General features: G+C 43.8%; 13 protein-coding genes. 11 read left to right on the forward strand and 2 right to left on the reverse strand.

Annotated elements, in window-relative coordinates:
* The first annotated feature begins 1 nt into the window (after position 1).
* From AB5916_RS05915 to larC, 10 genes are all read left to right on the forward strand, one after another.
* Positions 2-1633 (forward strand): ABC transporter substrate-binding protein, encoded by a 1632-nt coding sequence (locus tag AB5916_RS05915; RefSeq protein ID WP_158421067.1) that lies wholly within the window; start codon positions 2-4, stop codon positions 1631-1633.
* 115 nt (positions 1634-1748) lie between these two features.
* Positions 1749-3089: an MATE family efflux transporter gene (locus AB5916_RS05920; RefSeq protein ID WP_368189716.1), complete on the forward strand. Its 1341-nt coding sequence runs from the start codon at positions 1749-1751 to the stop codon at positions 3087-3089.
* A gap of 11 nt (positions 3090-3100) precedes the next feature.
* The gene (locus AB5916_RS05925; protein ID WP_368189718.1) at positions 3101-4684 is read left to right on the forward strand and encodes an aminopeptidase; all 1584 of its coding nucleotides are present in this window, start codon (positions 3101-3103) and stop codon (positions 4682-4684) included.
* A complete protein-coding gene (locus AB5916_RS05930) occupies positions 4681-5874 on the forward strand; it encodes an amidohydrolase family protein (protein WP_368189720.1) in 1194 nt (397 codons plus the stop codon). Before AB5916_RS05925 ends, AB5916_RS05930 begins: the two co-directional genes overlap by 4 nt.
* Before the next feature lie 49 nt (positions 5875-5923).
* A complete protein-coding gene (locus tag AB5916_RS05935) occupies positions 5924-7105 on the forward strand; it encodes an iron-containing alcohol dehydrogenase (protein ID WP_368189722.1) in 1182 nt (393 codons plus the stop codon).
* Positions 7102-8811, forward strand: coding sequence for a M3 family oligoendopeptidase (locus tag AB5916_RS05940; protein WP_368189724.1), 1710 nt, complete (start codon positions 7102-7104; stop codon positions 8809-8811). Before AB5916_RS05935 ends, AB5916_RS05940 begins: the two co-directional genes overlap by 4 nt.
* On the forward strand, positions 8804-9973 hold the full coding sequence (locus tag AB5916_RS05945) for an amidohydrolase (protein ID WP_368189726.1): 1170 nt from the start codon (positions 8804-8806) through the stop codon (positions 9971-9973). The genes AB5916_RS05940 and AB5916_RS05945 overlap by 8 nt, the downstream gene beginning before the upstream one ends.
* 29 nt (positions 9974-10002) lie before the next feature.
* Complete coding sequence (locus AB5916_RS05950) at positions 10003-10719, forward strand: ribulose-phosphate 3-epimerase (protein ID WP_173727007.1); 717 nt, start codon at positions 10003-10005, stop codon at positions 10717-10719.
* 5 nt (positions 10720-10724) lie between these two features.
* Positions 10725-12512: an aminopeptidase P family protein gene (locus AB5916_RS05955; RefSeq protein ID WP_368189728.1), complete on the forward strand. Its 1788-nt coding sequence runs from the start codon at positions 10725-10727 to the stop codon at positions 12510-12512.
* Positions 12513-12684: 172 nt separating this feature from the next.
* Positions 12685-14004 carry a nickel pincer cofactor biosynthesis protein LarC gene (gene larC, locus AB5916_RS05960; protein WP_368189729.1) on the forward strand — a complete coding sequence of 440 codons (1320 nt, stop codon included), beginning with the start codon at positions 12685-12687 and terminating at the stop codon, positions 14002-14004.
* 34 nt (positions 14005-14038) lie between these two features.
* Here the strand turns inward: larC and uvrB are convergent, their stop codons facing one another.
* Together uvrB and AB5916_RS05970 are read right to left on the reverse strand one after the other, a co-directional pair.
* Entirely contained in the window at positions 14039-16030 is a 1992-nt protein-coding gene (gene uvrB, locus AB5916_RS05965) for an excinuclease ABC subunit UvrB (protein WP_368189731.1), read from the reverse strand.
* Between the two features lie 616 nt (positions 16031-16646).
* A complete protein-coding gene (locus AB5916_RS05970; RefSeq protein WP_368189732.1) occupies positions 16647-17549 on the reverse strand; it encodes a ComEC/Rec2 family competence protein in 903 nt (300 codons plus the stop codon).
* A gap of 212 nt (positions 17550-17761) precedes the next feature.
* Between AB5916_RS05970 and hrcA the strand changes: the two genes are divergently transcribed.
* Entirely contained in the window at positions 17762-18802 is a 1041-nt protein-coding gene (gene hrcA, locus AB5916_RS05975; RefSeq protein ID WP_158421079.1) for a heat-inducible transcriptional repressor HrcA, read from the forward strand.
* Positions 18803-18806: the final 4 nt, after the last annotated feature.

Here is an 18806-nt window from a genome sequence, read left to right on the forward strand (position 1 = left end):
AATGAACAAACGTGTATCAAAAGGTATGAGTCTTATGTTGGCTGCAATGCTTGGCGTAGGAACGATCGGAGCATCTACAGCAGTGTATGCAGAAGATGCTGAACTGGCAGATGAGCAGGTGTTTTATTTTTCCCTTAACAATGAGCCTGCAACACTTGATCCGTGGGTAAATAACTCTGGTGCAGCTGGTAATTTAGTGGCAGCTGTTCATGAGCCAATGCTGAGAAAGACAAATGATGAGCAGGGATGGGAACCAGCCCTGATGACGGATTATCAGCACAATGATGACTATACTGTACATACCCTTACACTTCGTGATGGTGTAAAATGGGCTGACGGTACAGATGTAACAATGGACGATGTTGTTGCCAGCTTCCTGCGTGAGCTTGATCCAGAACTGAAATCTGCTATTGCTTACAAATACTTCATCATCAAAGATGCTGAGAAGTATTACAATGGGGAAGCAACAGAAGATGATCTTGGAGTAAAAGCGGTAGATGACAGCACACTGGAGATCACAACAGGTGAACCATGTGATTACTTTATCGACCTTTTAACATCTGCAAGCTTTGCGCCTGTTCAGAAGGCAGCAGCAGAAGAGTATAAAGATACCTATGGAACAGATGTGGACAAGATCGTTGCAGACGGACCGTTTGTTGTAACAGACTGGACACATGAGAATTCCATGACACTGGAAAAGAACGAGAATTACTGGGATGCAGACAATGTAAAGCTTGATAAGATCGAGATCACAATCACATCTGATGCCAATACTCTTCAGGGTATGTATCAGAATGATGAACTGAGTGTTCTGAAAGTCAGCGACGAGCTTCTTGATCAGTATGCAGACGAGAATATCGTTGACAACAAGCTTCTGAGAAATACATTCATTGAGTTCAACCCGAACACAAATGAATATCTTGCAAACAAGAACATCCGTGAAGCATTATCCATCGCTTTCAACCGTAAAGTATTTGCACAGCAGGTAATGCATAATGCAGATCTGGCAGCTTATGGTCTTGTTCCTTACGGAGTAAAGGGACTTGATGGCGGAGATTTCCGTGAGCAGGCCGGCCCAATCGTAAAAGATGCATCTGATCAGTCCGAGATCGAAAGAGCACAGCAGCTTCTGGATCAGGGTCTTGAAGAAATCGGCAAGACCAAAGAAGATATGCAGGATGGATTCTCCATTCAGTGTCTGGAAAGCGGCAAAGTTCAGGCTCAGGCTATCCAGAATATGTGGAAAACAAACCTTGGTATCGAGATGCCTGTAAGCGTTCTTGATTTCAACGTAATTCTTCCAATGCTTACAGAGGGAACATTTGACTGCGTAATCGGCGGTGGCCAGGATTCTGACTATCGTGATCCTCAGGGCTTCATGCAGTTCATCTATGATGAAGGCAAGTGGGATAATGATGAGTTCAAAGCATTAGTTGAGAAAGCTCATACACAGGTTGGTGATGAAAGAATCCAGACATGGATGGATATTGAGAAAATGGTACTTGATAACTTTATCTACATTCCACAGGTATATGCTCTGAATCACTGGGCAATCAAAGGCAATGTACAGGGGCTTGAAATCTTTACTTATGGTTATGAATTTGATTTCAAATATGTTTCAATCACAAAATAAAGATTGCAGGGTCTGCATATATGGAGGATTCCATAAAGTAAGTTAGTCCCGCGGGAGGGATTGCTGATTTTGCAATCCCTCCCGTAAGTTTTTACAAGGGAAAGGATGAAAAAGAATGACTGGTTTGCTGACGGAAGGGCCGGTTAAAAGAAGACTGGCATTATTTACCCTTCCCATTCTTGTAAGTAACATTCTGCAGCAGCTGTATAGTGCTGCAGATGCAGTGATCGTAGGGCGTGTAGCAGGCGGGAACTCTCTGGCAGCAGTAGGTGCCAGTACACCAATCATTACCCTTTTAGTTGCACTGATGATCGGCCTTGGGGCAGGAACCGAGATGATCCTGGCCAGAAAGATTGGTGAGAAGGATGCAAAGGGACAGAAGATCACTCTGGATTCCATGCTTACAACGATTTTGGTGATTGCAGTTATAACAATGTTGATCGGTTTTTTTGGTTCCAGATTTTTACTTTCTCTGATCGGTACACCGGCAGAGATATTGGATGAAGCAGTTCTCTATCTGAAATATTATTTTCTTGGGCTTGTGGGTGTTGCAGGCTACAATACATTAAGCGGATTGATCCGCAGTAGTGGAAATGCAATTGTTCCACTGGTTCTTTTACTGATTTCAGCAGTACTGAATATTGGACTGGATCTGACTTTTGTAGGGGGACTGGGTATGGGCGTGAAAGGCGCAGCGATTGCCACAGTTTTGTCTCAGACAATAGCCTTTATCTGCTGTCTTATCTATACAAATACGAAAAAAGGAATGATCAGGTATAATCCATTTCATTTGAAAATAAGCCTTACTGCTATCAAGCAGGGCTTTATATACGGAATTCCCTGCTCTGTGCAGCAATGCGCCAACAGTATCGGTATGATCGTGCTGCAGATAGCAGTAAATTCACTGGGAACGCAGGTGGTTACAGCTTATACGGTAGGGTCAAAGATTGATTCATTTGCCAATATACCTATCTCAGGCATCGGACAGTCCTTATGTATTTTTACAAGTCAGAATCTGGGAGCAGACAAACCGGATCGTGTGAGAAAGGGCAAACGCTTCAGTTTGATGTGGGCTTATGGTTACAGTCTGTTCCTGGTGCTTTTATTCTGGGGAACAGGAAAAGCAATACCATCACTTTTCTGTAGTGATCTTGCAGTGGCAAAAATGGCGGAAAGCTATATCCGGGTTTTAAGTATTGCATATTTCATGGCTTCCTATTGGGTAGTTCTTCATGGTTTTATCCAGGGAACAGGAAATACGGCAGTGCCAATGGCTATCACTCTTGTTGGAAATTGGGGAGCAAGGCTTCCTCTTGCATATATTCTGAAAAGCTTCTGGGGAGAAATGGGCGTATGGCTGGCAGTGCCCAGCGGATGGGTGGCTTCTGTGATCCTTACATGGCTGTTTCTTCACAGTAAATATTACAAAGAGAAATTGAAAAAACAGGGAATGTAACCAAGGAGGGCATGATGAAGGAACAAGGTAAAGCACAGGTTGCAGAAAAAGAGCAGTGGAAACGTAAACTTCTGGAAACTGCTGTAAGCCGTGCACAGGATTTTGTAAAAAGCCTGATACGTATCGGAGAAGAAAATCCTTACGAAATGATTCTGGAAAAAGCAACGCCTGAAAGTACAGACTGGATGGAAGAATACGGACTGCCGGTTACAGATACTGACCGGCAAATGATGAAGTTCTGGTTTGGCCTTGAAAAAGAAAAACTGCAGGCAATGGGAAATACCGTTGCAAATGCATTCCTTCATGGCTTTATCAGTCAGAGCAGGGATCGAAAAGACAGAAAAAGAGTAAGGTTCTTTTATCAGATCGGTCAGGAAGCTCTGGCAAAGGAAGTGGTAAAAGCATTAAAGGAAAAAGGCCTTACTCCTGTGATCACAGAACCTCATATATTGTATGCAAGCCAGGGGCAGAAAGATCTTTTGCTTGAGCATGGGGATGTAATGGACGAAGAACTATTTCATGCTGAGTGGGAAGCTTATAAAGCTGCTATGTATTTATATGAGAAAGAGCTTAAGGATACCTGCGGAATGATCGGCATTGATCAGTTTGGTATGGAGCCAGTAGTAGATACAGGTAATGAAAATGCTTTTCTTTCAGAAGAAAATAAAGAGTGGCTTACAAAGCTTTCACAGAAAAAACGTGATTTTGAAGCACGGTGGATCCGCCCCTCTGAGATTTCTTTCTGCAAGGTGGCTTTTCCAAATATGCTGGTGGGAGAACGGTTTGAACAGATTTTTGATGACTTTTTCCAGATGAATGCAGAAGTATCTGAGCCTTTTGAACTTCTTCAGCAGGTACTGATCGATGGGCTTGATACCTGTGAGACTGTGGAGATCAAAGGCTGTAATGGAAATGAAACAGACATTAAGATCAGCCTTTGGCCTGTGAAGGATCCGGAAAAAGAGACAAAATTTCTGAATTGCGGCGGAGATCTGAATATTCCTTATGGAGAGGTTTTTACAACTCCTAGGCTGACTGGGACAACGGGACTTTATCATGTGGAGGAAATCTGTCTGAAAGGTATCTTTTATCATGATCTTCGGCTTACCTTTAAGGATGGATGGGTTGTGGATGCTACCTGTAAAGAAGGAAAAGAGTATGTGATGAACCGGCTTTTGTATCCTTATCAGCAAGTGACTATGGGTGAATTTGCAATCGGAAGCAACACAAAGGCTTATTCCATTGCCCATAAATATCAGCTGGGAGGCAGACTGCCGATCCTGATCTACGAGAAAATGGGACCCCACATTGCAATCGGAGATCCATGCTTTGCAAGATCTGAGGATGCACCGATTTACAATATGTATGACCATAAAGAAATGGTGTGCAGGGAAAATGAAGTGACAAAGGATCGGGACAAAAAAGATGATGTGTATTTTGAAAACCATGTAGATATAACACTTCCCTATCATCAGGTGGAGTATTTAAGAGGTATAAAAAAGGACGGCAGCAAGGTTGCTTTTATTGAAAAAGGCAGATTTGTACTGCCTGGGACAGATGGATTAAATACCGGATTTGGAGGCGGTGAAAAATGAGAACATTATACTTAGGAAAATGGCTGTACACAGCAGATGCAGCAGGAACAGTGATTGAAGATTTTGCAATGCTGACCGAAGGGGAGCAGATCCTCTGGGTGAAAAAAAGAGAGGAAACAGACCAGACAGAGGCAGATCAGGTGATCGATCTGAAGGATGCATATGTTGTTCCAGGATTTATTGACTGCCATGTGCATTTTCTTGGAAGCACCAGCCACGGAGGCGGAGATTATGCAAATGAAAACCGTGAGATCGCCAATGTAGTATGCGAGGGAGCAGCCCATGCAAAACAGCTGCTGAAAGCAGGTGTGGTTGCCTGCAGAGATCTGGGTTCATATAAAGGTTATGTGCTGGGCATCCGTGATGCTATCAATCGTGGACTGATCGTTGGGCCTAAGATACTTGCCTGTAGTTATGCAGTATGCGCAAGAGGCGGACACGGTTATGAGATCAGTTATGAAGTAGATGATCAGGATCAGATGCGTGGAGCAGTCCGGCAGGTGATCAAGGATGGTGCTGATGTGGTGAAACTGATGGTATCTGGAGGCGTTAATTCACCAGGACCTGAGCCGGGACCATGTGAGCTTACCTGGGAAGAGATTCAAACAGGAATTGAAACTGCTCATAACTGGGGCAGAAAAGTGGGAGTACATGCCCATGGAAATACAGCTATTCGCAGATGCGTAGACGCAGGCGTAGACTCTATTGAGCATGGCGTATTTATGACTGAGGATATTATGGATAAGATGAGTGCACAGGGAACCTTCCTTGTCCCCACCTTATGCGCTCCGTATTATGCAGTAAATGAGGGAATCCGCCTTGAACCGGATAATCCTGACCACAAGAAGAGCAAAGAAGTTCTGCAGCGTCACAGAGATGTTCTGAAAAGATGCTGGGAAAAAGGAGTTAAGATCGCAATGGGAACAGATGCAGGCTGTCCCTTTAATCCATATGAAGCAGCAGCCCATGAAATGGTGCTGATGGTTATGGCAGGCCTTACTCCGAAGGCTGCTTTGGATGCTGCAACCAGAGGCGGGGCAGAGCTTCTGGATCTTCCAGAACTTGGATCTCTGGAAGCAGGAAAAAAAGCAAGCTTTGTGTGCCTGAAAGGTAATCCACTGGAAAAGATCGATTATGTAGATGAACTGACAGCTCTTTATATGGATGGAAAGAAAGTGAATCTGGATTAAATCATAACTGTAATGGTATTGAAAATCATATTAAAGGAGGAACACTTAAATGGCAGATTTTATGTTTTACCAGCCCACCAGAATTGATTTTGGTGCAGGAAAGCTTGAAAAGGCAGGAGAGATCGTTGCATCCTACGGCGACAGTTGTCTGCTTGTCACTACCACAAATAAGGAAGATGTATTGAGACCTTTATATGACAGGGTAAAAAAGATCCTGGAGAAAGCAGGAATCCGTTATGTACATTTTGATGAAGTTGTTCCAAATCCGGATATTCGGGGAATTGCAAAGGCAATTGAGATTGTAAATAAAGAAAAATTGCAGGTAATACTGGCTGTAGGAGGAGGCAGTTCCATGGATACAGCTAAATCTGTGGCATTGTTCCATGATGCAGGAGAAATCCACTGGAAAGAAGTATTTTCAAAATATTCCAGCCCTTCTGCTGTATATGAACTTCCGGGAAAAAGTGTACTGCCGGTGATCGCTGTACCAACAACTGCAGGAACCGGAAGCGAACTTACCCAGGCAATGATCATTTCTGACCAGGAAAACAATGATAAAGAATGTGTGTACCATCAGGCAGTTTTCCCACGGGTTGCCATCATTGACCCGGAGCTTTGTCGTACATTGCCGTCTTATCCAACTGCGATTACAGGATTTGACGCATTTACTCATTCTTTTGAAAGCTATGTAAGAGAACTGGCATCTCCTTATACCATGCTTCTTGGGAAGGAAGCTATGCGAACTATTATACAGGTGCTGCCCAAGCTGGTAAAGGATACTTCCAATATGGAATACAGGGAGTCTATGTCAAGAGCAGCTGCATTTTCCGGGATTTCCCTGAGCAATGCTTCTGCAACCATTCCGCATCCATTAAGTGAGGTGATCGGAGGGGTAACACCAAGAATCGCACATGGACAGTGTCTGGCATGTCTGTATCCTGCATTTATCAGATTCCAGATCACAAAAACACCGGAAAAATGTGCAGATGTGGCAAGGCTTTTTGATCCTGCTCTTGCACAGGTTTCTGATGAGGAGGCTGCATCCCACCTTCCGGCACAGATTGAAGGCTTTTTGAAAGAAATCGGACTTTACAATACACTTTCCAATTTGGGAGTGACCAAAGAGCAGTTTGAGGAAATGAAAGGAAATTTTGTATTTAATGTTCTTCCATTTGCACCGAAGGAAACACTCCTTCAGATCATGAATGAAAGCTATGGAGAAAAATTATGATTAAATTTAAAGATATTCCATTTTACAGATTGGATATAGTGTCCTATAAACGACACTTTGAAGAAGAACTGGAACGCTTTTCCAATGCAAAAACTATGGAAGAAGCTTATGATGCAATGCTGGATCTTGATACACTGATGGTGAAATACCAGACAATGGCAACCATCGTTGAGATTCGTAATACTATGGATGTAACAGATGCTTTTTATAAAGAAGAAGCTGCCTGGTGTGATAAGATCCGTCCAGAATATGAAGCATTGGAAAGCCGCCTTAGCAGTGCTATGGAAAAGACTCCTTTTAAAGAACAGCTTTCTTATTTTACAGGCGAAGAAGCATTCAAAAAAGCAGGACTGAAGGAGCAGTGTTTTTCAGAAGAGATTCTGGAGGATCTAAGAGAAGAAAACAGACTGTCTGCCAGATATTCAGAACTTACGGCTACACTTAAGGCAAAAACAGCAGAAGGTGAAGTGCCGCTTGTAAGTCTTGCCAAAATGGGATCAAGTGAAAACAGGGAAGAAAGATCTAGGTTTTATAAAATATGGGAAGAAAGCTGGATGGGAATTGCACAGGAACTGGATCAGGTTTATGACGGTCTTGTCAAGATTCGTGCAAAGATTGCCGGAAAGCTTGGAAAAGACACTTATACTCAAATCGGCTATTGTTCCATGGGAAGAACCAGCTATGGAAAGAAGGAAGTTGCGGCCTTTAGAAATGCAGTAAAAGAGCAGCTTGTTCCGGTAGTGACACAGCTTTTTGAAGAACAAAGGAAACGATTGGGTGTGGAAACGCTTTATCATTATGATGAGGATTTCAGTTTTCCAGGTGAAAAGTACGACATAACAGACAATGTGGTAGAGGCATTTAAGAAGATTTATGGTTCTATGTCCAAAGAAACCGCTGTATTTTATGACGATCTGACAAGAGGGGAGTTTTATGACCTTGCAGTCCGTCCAGGGAAGATCAATGGTGCTTATTCTAATTTGGTAGGCCGGTATAATATGCCATTTATTTTTGAAACCTATAACAGCACGTTTGGTGCATTAAAAACCTTTGCCCATGAAACAGGACATGGTTTCCATTCTTATCTAAAGCGTGGAGAGCCATTTAGGTTTACAGAGAACTGCAGCAGTGATCTTGCAGAGATCCATTCCATGAGTATGGAATTTCTTGTGTGGCCTTACCTGAATGAAACCATGCCGGAAGCACAGATCGATAGATATAAATATCAGCATCTGAAAGGGGCTCTTTCCTTTATACCTTATGGCTGTGCAGTTGATGAATTCCAGGAAACTGTATATGACCATCCGGAGATGACACCAAATCAGAGACTTGATTTATGGAAAAAGCTGGAACAGGAGTATATGCCTTTCAGACATTATGATAATCAGAGTTTTCTTTCAGAAGGCAGGTTCTGGCAGAGACAGACTCATATTTATAAATGGCCATTTTACTATATTGATTATGTACTGGCACAGACCTGTGCAATGCAGGTGCATTTCCTCTGTGAAGAAAACAGGGAAAAGGGATGGAACTGTTACATGGATATCCTTAGGTACAGTGGAAAGTATGGTTTTACAGATACTCTTCATAAAGCAGGTCTGCAGGTTCCGTTTGAGGACGGGGTGATCCGAACGCTTTCAGAGAAAGCGATTGCCCAGATGGAGCAGTTATCTGCAAGAATACAGGGAGGTGTAAGCAGTGAGTGAAACAGTTCTTATAAAGAACGGTACCATTGTTACCATGGCTGCAGAAGGAACCATTGAAAATGGCTGTATACTGCTGGAAAATGGAAAGATCCTAAAGGTAGGACATACGGTTGACCAGCCAGAAAACTGCAGAGTGATTGATGCACATGGCGGCTTTGTTATGCCTGGTATCATTGATGCACATTGCCACATCGGTGTTTTTGGATCCGGGATCGGTAATGCAGGTGTGGATGGAAATGAGGAGAATGATCCAATCACTCCTGAAATGCGAGGATTGGATGGGATTTATCCGCTGGATCCGGAGTTTAAAAAAGCTTATGAAGCAGGAGTTACCTGTGTAGCTACAGGCCCTGGCAGTGCCAATCCAATTGGTGGACAGTTCCTTGCAATGAAAACCAAGGGACGTACTATGGAGCAGATGGTGATCAAAGAGCCTCTTGCCATGAAAATGGCTTTTGGGGAAAATCCAAAAAATATATATGGCAGTAAACGTACTCCATCCACAAGAATGGGTGTGGCCGCACTGATCCGGGAAGCACTTTTTAAGGCAAAGGAATATGCAGACAAAAAGGAACGGGCAGCTGGGGATCCGGATAAGATGCCAGCTTTCAATATGAAGCTGGAAGCCCTTGTTCCTGTGATAAAGGGAGAACTTCTGGTAAAGGCTCATGCACACAGGGCAGATGATATCATGACTGCTATTCGTATTGCAGAAGAGTTTGACCTTAAGATGACCATTGAGCACTGTTCAGAGGGGCATTTGATCCCAGAAGAGTTTGCAGCCAAAAACAGAATTGCTATTCTTGGACCATTTACCGGATTTCCGCACAAAAACGAAACGATCCATCAGGATGAAGCTTCAGCAGGAATCCTGGAGCGGGCAGGAGTAAAGGTTGCTATTATGACAGATCTTCCGGGAATGCATGAGGAGAATCTGATCGTATGTGCAGGAATCTGCCACAGAAAAGGCATGAGTGAGGAAGGGGCTTTAAAAGCAGTTACCCTTCACGCAGCACAGGCTATTGGCCTGGAGGACAGAATAGGATCCATTGAACCAGGCAAGGATGGAGATATTGCAGTGTTTGATAAGAATCCTGTAAAGAATCTTGATGCAGCATGCATCTGCACGTTGATCGATGGCAGGATTGTATATGAAAAATAATTATTTAAGATAAGAAGGAGGAAATCATTATGAAACACATTAAAATCGCAGCAGGACTGGCACATGTAAGTTACGCAAGGATCGCAGACAGAGTTCTGGAGGCTATTGACGGCGGAGTTGATTATATCCATTCAGATGCAGCAGATATGTATGACCTGAAAAATATGCAGCTTATGGGAGGCCCACAGATCATTTCAGGACTTCGGGAAGTAACAGATAAGCATATTGAATGCCATATCTATACCATCGAGTGTGACCGTCTGTTTGTTGAAAAGCTGGCAAAGGCTGGCTGCACGATGCTGATCGTACCAGCTGAGCATTTTATTGGAGCACCACTCGCTTACCTGATCAATTATTGCCGTGAGTTTGGCATGAAGATCGGTCTTACCGTAGGATGCTATACACCTCTTTGCTTTGTTGATGAGTCTATTAATGATATTGACCGTCTTCAGATCGTAACCCATGGTGTAGACGACACAGATGGACAGGATAACTGGGGATGGAGAAAATCTGCTGTAGATTTGGTTCAGAGGGCAAGAAAGCTGATCGATGAGAAGAATCCACGCTGTGAGCTTGCTATTGATGGCGGTCTTCGTCATGATAATATGGATCCGTTGATCGCATGCAATCCAGATGTGATCATCCTTTCTTCTGCAATCTTTAAGGATCCGGATGGAATCAAGGCCGGAGTCCAGAAGTGCAGAAAAGCCATTGATGAGGCTGCTGCAAAGTACGGATTAGAGTAAGAACAATGTCAGAGGTAATCAGGGAACGGTTGGAAAATTTCAGAAATGTAATGAAAAAATATGGGATAGATGCATGGATCGCACCTACCAATGATTTTCATGGTTCTGAATATATTGGAGAACATTTCAAAGTCAGAAAATACCTTACCGGTTTTACAGGAAGCGTTGGCACTGTGACAGTAACACAAAAGGGAGCATGGCTATGGGTGGATGGACGATACTTTGTACAGGCTGAAAAGCAGCTGGCAGGTACGGAGGTTCATTTGTTTAAAAGCGGACAACCGAATGTGCCGACTTTAGAGGAGTTTTTGGCACAGGAATTAAAATCTGGAGAAACAGCCGGATTTGACGGCAGGGTGCTCAGCGCATCAGAAGGGAAAAAACTCCGATCTGTTTTAAAAGAAAATAAGATCAATATCAGCAGCTCCAGAGATATTGTGGATGAAGCGTGGGAGAATCGGCCGGCAATGGAAAAAACACCGGCCTGGTTCCTTACAATGGATGAGGCAGGAGAAAGCAGGGCAGATAAGCTGGAACGTGTCCGGGAAGAAATGGTGAAACAGGGAGCGGATGTACATCTGGTTACTTCTCTGGATGATATTGCATGGATTTATAATCTTCGTGGAATGGATATAGCCTGCAGCCCGGTAATTCAGGCCTATACCATTATTACCATGGACGGCGCAGTTTTGTTTGTACAAAGTGGTGTACTTAATGAGGCACAAAGAGATGTACTGGAAAAGGACAGAGTCTTTGTAAGGGATTATGATGATATTGTTCAGGTCTTAGAAAAGCTTCCGAAATGTACGCTATTAATGGATCCGGAAAAGGTAAGTGATGAATTATATTATTGTCTGCCGGAACACGTGACTAAAAAAGAAGCAACGGATCCTTCGGTTCTCATGAAGGCTGTGAAGAATCAGCAGGAGATAAAACAGGTACGAAGTGCTCATCTGCGGGATGGGGTGGCAATGACCAGATATATGTACTGGCTGAAGCACGTTCCGGAAACAGCACATGTAACGGAGATGGAGGCTGCGGATCATCTGGAAACGCTTAGAAGAGAGCAGAAGGGTTATCTGGAGCCCAGCTTTGAAACGATTTCTGCTTATGGTAAAAATGCAGCTATGTGCCATTATATTTCCACAAGAGAAACAGATACAGAAATCCAAAAAGAAGGCTTTTATCTTGTAGACGCAGGCGGGCAGTATAGAGCCGGTACAACAGATATTACAAGAACGGTTGTAATGGGGAACGTAACGGAGGAACAGAAGCTTCATTATACGCTGGTATTAAAGGGTATGATCGATCTGGCAAAGGCCAGATTCCATCAGGGTACAAATGGGCAGATGCTGGATTACCTGGCAAGAGGGCCGCTGCTTGAGCATGGACAGGACTTTAATCATGGTACCGGACATGGAGTAGGCGCACTTCTGAATGTACATGAGCCGCCTAATTTTATTCACTGGAGATTGCCGGATCATCTGAAAACAGTATTTCAGGAGGGGATGATCACTTCTGATGAGCCAGGAGTTTATGTAGAAGGAAGCCATGGGATACGTATAGAGAATCTGATTTTGTGTGTGAAGGATTCCCAGGATGGACTATTGCATTTTGAAACACTGACTCTTTGCCCGATTGATCTTTCCGCTGTGAAAATGGAATACCTGGATTGTGAAGAAAAGAAATGGCTGGATCAGTATCACGAAATGGTATATGAGAAGATTGAAGCCTTTTTGCCGGAAGAAGAGCGGGAATGGCTTAAAAACGTAACAAGTCCGATCAGGGACTAAAAGTATGGAAAAGCTGTTGTTATAAAGCAACGGCTTTTCTTTTTTTGTTGAGAGAAGCAGGTTTTTGCTTTATAATAAGGCAGAGTGGATAAAAAAATGATGGAAAACACATAACAGTTATAAATGAAGAGAAAACAGTTACAAATGAAGAGAAAACAGGGAGTATTTATATATGCAGAAACAGGGAAAAATGATTTATCTGGATTGTTCCAGTGGAATCAGCGGAGATATGACAGTAGCAGCTCTTCTGGATCTTGGGGCTGATCCGGAGCATCTTGTAAAAACTCTGGAAAGCCTGCCTTTGGACGGCTGGAAAGCAGAGATTTCAAATGTGACCAAATCCGGTTTAAGGGTCTGCGATTTTAACGTGATCCTGGAGCATGATAATCATGATCATGATATGGAGTATCTTCACGGACACAGCCATGAAGAGCATGTTCATCATGACAGTATCCATAAAAACGGACATCATGGACGAAATCTTCAGGAGATCACCCGGATTCTTCAGGCTGGAAATATGAGTCCTTATGCACTGGAACTAGCACTTAAGATTTTCAGGATCCTAGCAGAGGCAGAAGGAAGTGTACATGGAAAGCCGATGGATCAGGTACATTTTCATGAAGTGGGTGCAGTGGATTCTATTATTGATATTGCAGCAGCAGCGATATGTCTGGATGATCTTCAGGTACGGGACGTGGTTATTCCGGTTGTAAATGAAGGACAGGGTCAGATCCGCTGCCAGCATGGCCTTCTTCCCATTCCTGTTCCTGCAACATCAGCTATTGCTCAGGCATATCAGCTGCCACTTCATATTACTCATGTGCAGGGAGAACTGGTAACGCCTACCGGTGCGGCGATTGCAGCGGCGATTAGAACTAGGGATACTTTGCCGGAGCAGTTTATCATCAAAAGAATGGGTATGGGCGGTGGTAAGCGAGATTACGGGATTGCAGGGATTCTTCGTGCCATGTGGATCCAAGTACCTGAGGAGAATAAGAATCCTGAGAGTCTGGGAGAAACTGGCAAAACCAGAGAAGCCCCGGATGATAAAGAAAGAGATCAGGTGATGGTACTGGAAAGTAATCTGGACGACTGTACAGGAGAAACACTTGGTTTTGTTATGGAAGAGCTGTTGCAGGCAGGAGCACTGGATGTCTGGTATCAGCCAATTTATATGAAGAAGAATCGTCCCGCCTACAAGCTGAGTATCCTTTGCAAAATACAAGATCGGAAAAGTATGGAAAAACTGGTCTTTGTCCATACCACAGCTATAGGGATCAGATATTACCTGGTAAACCGCTCTAAAATGATTCGGGAGATTAAGAATGTGAGCACATCTTATGGGACAGCCAAAGTGAAATTCTGTACCTGGGAAGGTGAATGTTATTGCTATCCGGAAAGTGATGGCGTGGCAGAACTGGCACGTAAAAATAAAAAGAGCTTTTCAGAACTTTATCATGAGATTAAATTAGAAGCTGAAAAGACAATGTAACAGAAAAAAGAGCCCTGCCGGGCCGGGAATGCTGTTAATTCCCTTCAAGCTCGGCAAGGCTTTTTTTCAATTCGATCATCTTATCGCGTAGCTGTGCGGCCTGTTCAAAGTTAAGATCAGCTGCAGCAGCACGCATCTGTTTTTCTACCTGGGAGATCAGTTTGGTAAGCTCTTTTTTGTTCATTGATTCAGGATCCTTGGCAAGCTTCACTTCTGTTTCTGCTACTGCCTTGGATACTGCGATCAGATCACGGACGGCTTTTTTGATAGTGGTTGGCGTAATACCATGTTCCTGATTATAGGCATCCTGTAACTGACGGCGCCGTCTGGTCTCATCAATGGCCTGACGCATGGAATCGGTCATGGTATCTGCATACATGATCACATGGCCTTCACTGTTACGTGCAGCACGGCCAATGGTCTGTATCAGGGAGGTTTCCGAACGGAGGAAGCCTTCCTTGTCTGCATCCAGGATTGCTACAAGGGTGATCTCCGGGATGTCAAGGCCTTCTCGAAGCAGGTTGATACCTATCAGTACATCGAATATATCAAGACGCATATCCCGGATGATCTGTGCACGCTCCAGTGTATCAATATCCGAGTGAAGGTAACGTACACGGATCCCCACATCCTTCATATATTGGGTAAGATCCTCTGCCATCCGTTTGGTCAGGGTTGTGATCAGGATCTTATGCTTCTTTTCTACCTCTTTATTCACTTCTCCGATCAGATCATCGATCTGGCCTTCTACAGGACGTACCTCTACTTCCGGATCCAGAAGGCCGGTAGGACGGATGAGCTGTTCTGCACGAAGAAGTTCATGATCTGCTTCGTATTCACCAGGAGTAGCAGATACAAACAGAACCTGATCCAGCTTCTGCTCAAATTCATCAAAGCTTAAAGGTCGGTTGTCCTTTGCAGAGGGAAGACGGAAACCGTAATCCACCAGGGTCTGCTTACGGTTTTGATCACCGGCATACATGGCACCGATCTGAGGCACCGTTTTATGGGACTCATCTATGATCAGAAGAAAATCATCTCCGAAATAATCCAGAAGGGTGTAAGGGGGCTGACCAGGAGCAAGACCTGCCAGGTGCCTGGAATAATTCTCAATGCCAGAGCAGAAGCCGGTTTCTTTCATCATTTCGATATCAAAATTGGTTCGTTCGGAAATACGCTGGGCTTCCAGAAGCTTGTCTTCGCTTTTAAAGTAAGTAACACGTTCTTCCAGTTCTTCTTCGATTGCCTTGGCTGCACGCTGGATTTGTTCCATTGGTACTACATAATGAGAAGCCGGAAAAATCCCAGCATGGGAAACCTCACATTTGATCTCACCGGTAAGCACATCAATCTCTGTGATCCGGTCGATTTCATCGCCGAAAAACTCTACACGGATCGCACTGTCAGAGTAGTTGGCAGGGAAGATCTCCAGAGTATCTCCACGTACCCGGAAGGTACTGCGGTGAAAATCCATTTCATTCCTGGTGTACTGGATATCGATTAGTTCCCGGATCACTTCATCCCGGTCTTTGGTCATGCCAGGCCGAAGAGAGATCATCATGTCCTGGAATTCCTGAGGAGAACCCAGACCGTAAATGCAGGAAACAGAAGATACAATGATCACATCACGCCTTTCGGACATGGCAGCAGTAGCGGAAAGACGAAGCTTGTCGATCTCATCATTGATGGCTGAATCCTTGGCAATATACGTATCAGAGGAGGGAACATAAGCTTCCGGCTGATAATAGTCATAATAGGAGACAAAATATTCCACTGCGTTCTCAGGGAAGAACTCCTTAAACTCACCATACAGCTGTGCTGCCAGTGTTTTATTGTGGGCAAGGACAAGGGTAGGTTTATTCAGCTGTGTGATCACATTTGCCATGGTAAAGGTCTTACCTGAGCCGGTAACACCCAGCAGGGTTTCAAACTGGTTACCTTCTTTGAAGCCCTTGACCAGTTCCTCAATGGCCTGCGGCTGATCGCCGGTAGGTTTGTATTCGGAATGTAATTTGAAATGATCCATGGAAACACCTCTTTGTCAGAATCTATTTATGGGTGGACGTTACCGTCTGCGCTGTACTCTGTTTCCCGATTATAGCAGAAATACTTTTGAAAGTATAGGGATAATACTGATTATTTCTACTGCAACTACAGAGTAGGTTGCAATCTTCATCAGTATTTCAATCACAAGTAACCAGAGTGAAAGAAATTCAAAAGAGACTGCGTTTGCCGAAAGGAAAACCACAGATAAAATAGATAATAAACCTATGTAAGGAGGGATGAATCTCTTGAGATTTATGGAATTAAGCTATCCGGTGTGCTATATGGGCTTTTATGTGAGGAAGGCAGCTGTGAAAAGGCGACGGGTTTCGGAAATATCAGCGGTGCAGCAAAGAATACCATTCCAGGGGATTTAACCTCCATGAATCTGAAAGAAGTGGAAAATATTATAAAAGAACATGAAAATCAGGGATTTCACATAGAGATGGAGCGGTAAGCGTATATAAAACAAAAAATCAGGTATCATAGCCCAGGGCTTGGACTGCTGGGGCTGTTTTATACAAATGACCGGCAGGTGTAAACACATCTGACCGGTCATTTTGTGATCTTACAGGAAATCCCCAATCTTCCTGCAATTTTCAGTGAATGATAACGCTTCGCCTGGAACTGTTGTAGGTATATACCTGTCCGCCAAGTGCTTTTATATTTTGAAGATTCCGGGCTACTGCAGGATAAGTCCGGAGAAAAGCAGGGGCATCCACAAAAGTGATATCAGCACCGATATATTTATAGAAGGAATAACGACCTGTATTATTGCCGTGGTGCGGCGCCTGCAGAAAGGTGGATTTTAGTTGCTTCTTATATGTACTGATCAGCCGTCTGCCTACCTTTGTGAGAATATCTCCTGTGAACAGCATGCTGGTTTTCCTGCCGGATACTTTAAATACCAGGGAGGAACCATTGCAGATGTCTTTGGTGGTATTGGTAAGGGTGTTGCTGTAACCGTTGAAAAACTGAAATTTCAGTCCGGAAAAACGGAAGCTGTCACCAGCTCCTTTCCAGTGGATTTTGGAGGTGCCGCACATTAATTTCATAAACTGCTGAAACACAGGATATTCATCCCAGCTGTGTTTAAATTTACGGTAGCGACTGTCATTGATCTTAGGAGCGATCACTTTTCGAATCTGGATATCTCCTGGAGAAGAAAAGATTTTGATAAAAGCACCGGTATGATCCGGATGCGGGTGAGTGATGATCCACAGATCAACTTTGCTGCCCAGACTTTGGATGGTCTTACGGACAAAGGCCTCCTGATCTGTCCAGCCACCATCTACTACGATCAGTTTGCCGTTACTGCCCTTGATGGTATAGAACATGGACTGCTTTCCGGCATGGTCATCGCCGTACTGGGTAACGCGCCAGGTGACAGAAGCAGTGCCGGCTGAGCATGGAACAGCAGGAGAAAGAAATAAAGCCAGTAAAAGAGTCAGAAGCCCGATAGCCAGTCCTGTAAAATAGGTCAGATGTTTTTTATAATCCATTGTAGTGTTTTCCTTTTTTTATATTGCGTAACTATATTATAAGCCGTTTACAATCATTTCTCAATCAGGAAAAATCATCACCAAATTTTCACACAAATATTTTGTAAAAAATATTGACAAACTTTTACAACAGGTGTATCTTAAGACCATAGATGTTAGCACTCCATTATGTTGAGTGCTAACAAAACAGATGGAGAAAGGAGCAAACATTCATGGATGACGTATTAGATGAGCGCAAAAAGAAAATACTGAAAGCAATCATCAAAACATACATGGAAACAGGTGAGCCGGTAGGTTCCAGGACAATTTCCAAATATCCAGATCTGAATGTAAGTTCAGCAACCATCCGGAATGAGATGTCAGACCTGACCGATATGGGATATATCGTACAGCCTCATACATCTGCAGGAAGGATTCCATCTGACAAAGGCTATCGTCTCTATGTAGATGAACTGACCAGGGAAAAGGAATCAGAGATCGCAGAGATCCGTGAGATGATGATAGAGAACACGGATAAGATGGATAAAGTATTAAAGAAGGTTGCCAAGGTTTTGGCAGCCAATACTAATTATGCCACTATGATCACGGTTCCACAGTACAGCGGAAGCCGATTGAAATTCATTCAGCTTTCCAGAGTCAGTGAGCACCAGCTGATCGCAGTTGTTGTTTGTGAAGGCAATGTGATCCGCAATCAGATCATTGATCTGGACGAAGAGATGGATGACCAGACTATTCTGAAATTAAACCTTCTTCTGAATACCAACCTGAACGGAGTTCCTATCCAGGATATCAATCTTGGTATGATCGCCAGACTGAAGGAGCAGGCAGGAACCCACAGCGGTGTGGTAGCTACCGTGTTAGATGCAGTGGCAGCCACCATTCAGGTGGATGAGGAAGATTTGGAAGTATATACATCAGGAACCACCAATATTTTTAAATATCCGGAGCTGGCTGACAAGTCCAGAGCAAGCGAGCTGATCTCCACTTTCGAGGATAAGAAGGAATTGGCAGATATGGTTCGTGAGAGCATGGGTGATCAGGAAAGCACAGGTGTGCAGGTGTACATCGGTGATGAGGTTCCCATTCAGACCATGAAGGATTGCAGTGTTGTGACTGCCTCTTATGAGTTGGGCAATGGGATGCATGGAACCATCGGTATCATCGGACCTAAGCGTATGGATTATGAGAATGTTGTGGACAGCTTGAAGAAGCTTAAGGTTCATCTTGATGAAGCAGTAAATAAGAAAACATAGAAAG

The organism is Blautia sp. 1033sp1_1033st1_G9_1033SCRN_220408 (assembly GCF_040929965.1).
Lineage (GTDB): Bacteria > Bacillota > Clostridia > Lachnospirales > Lachnospiraceae > Blautia_A > Blautia_A ammoniilytica.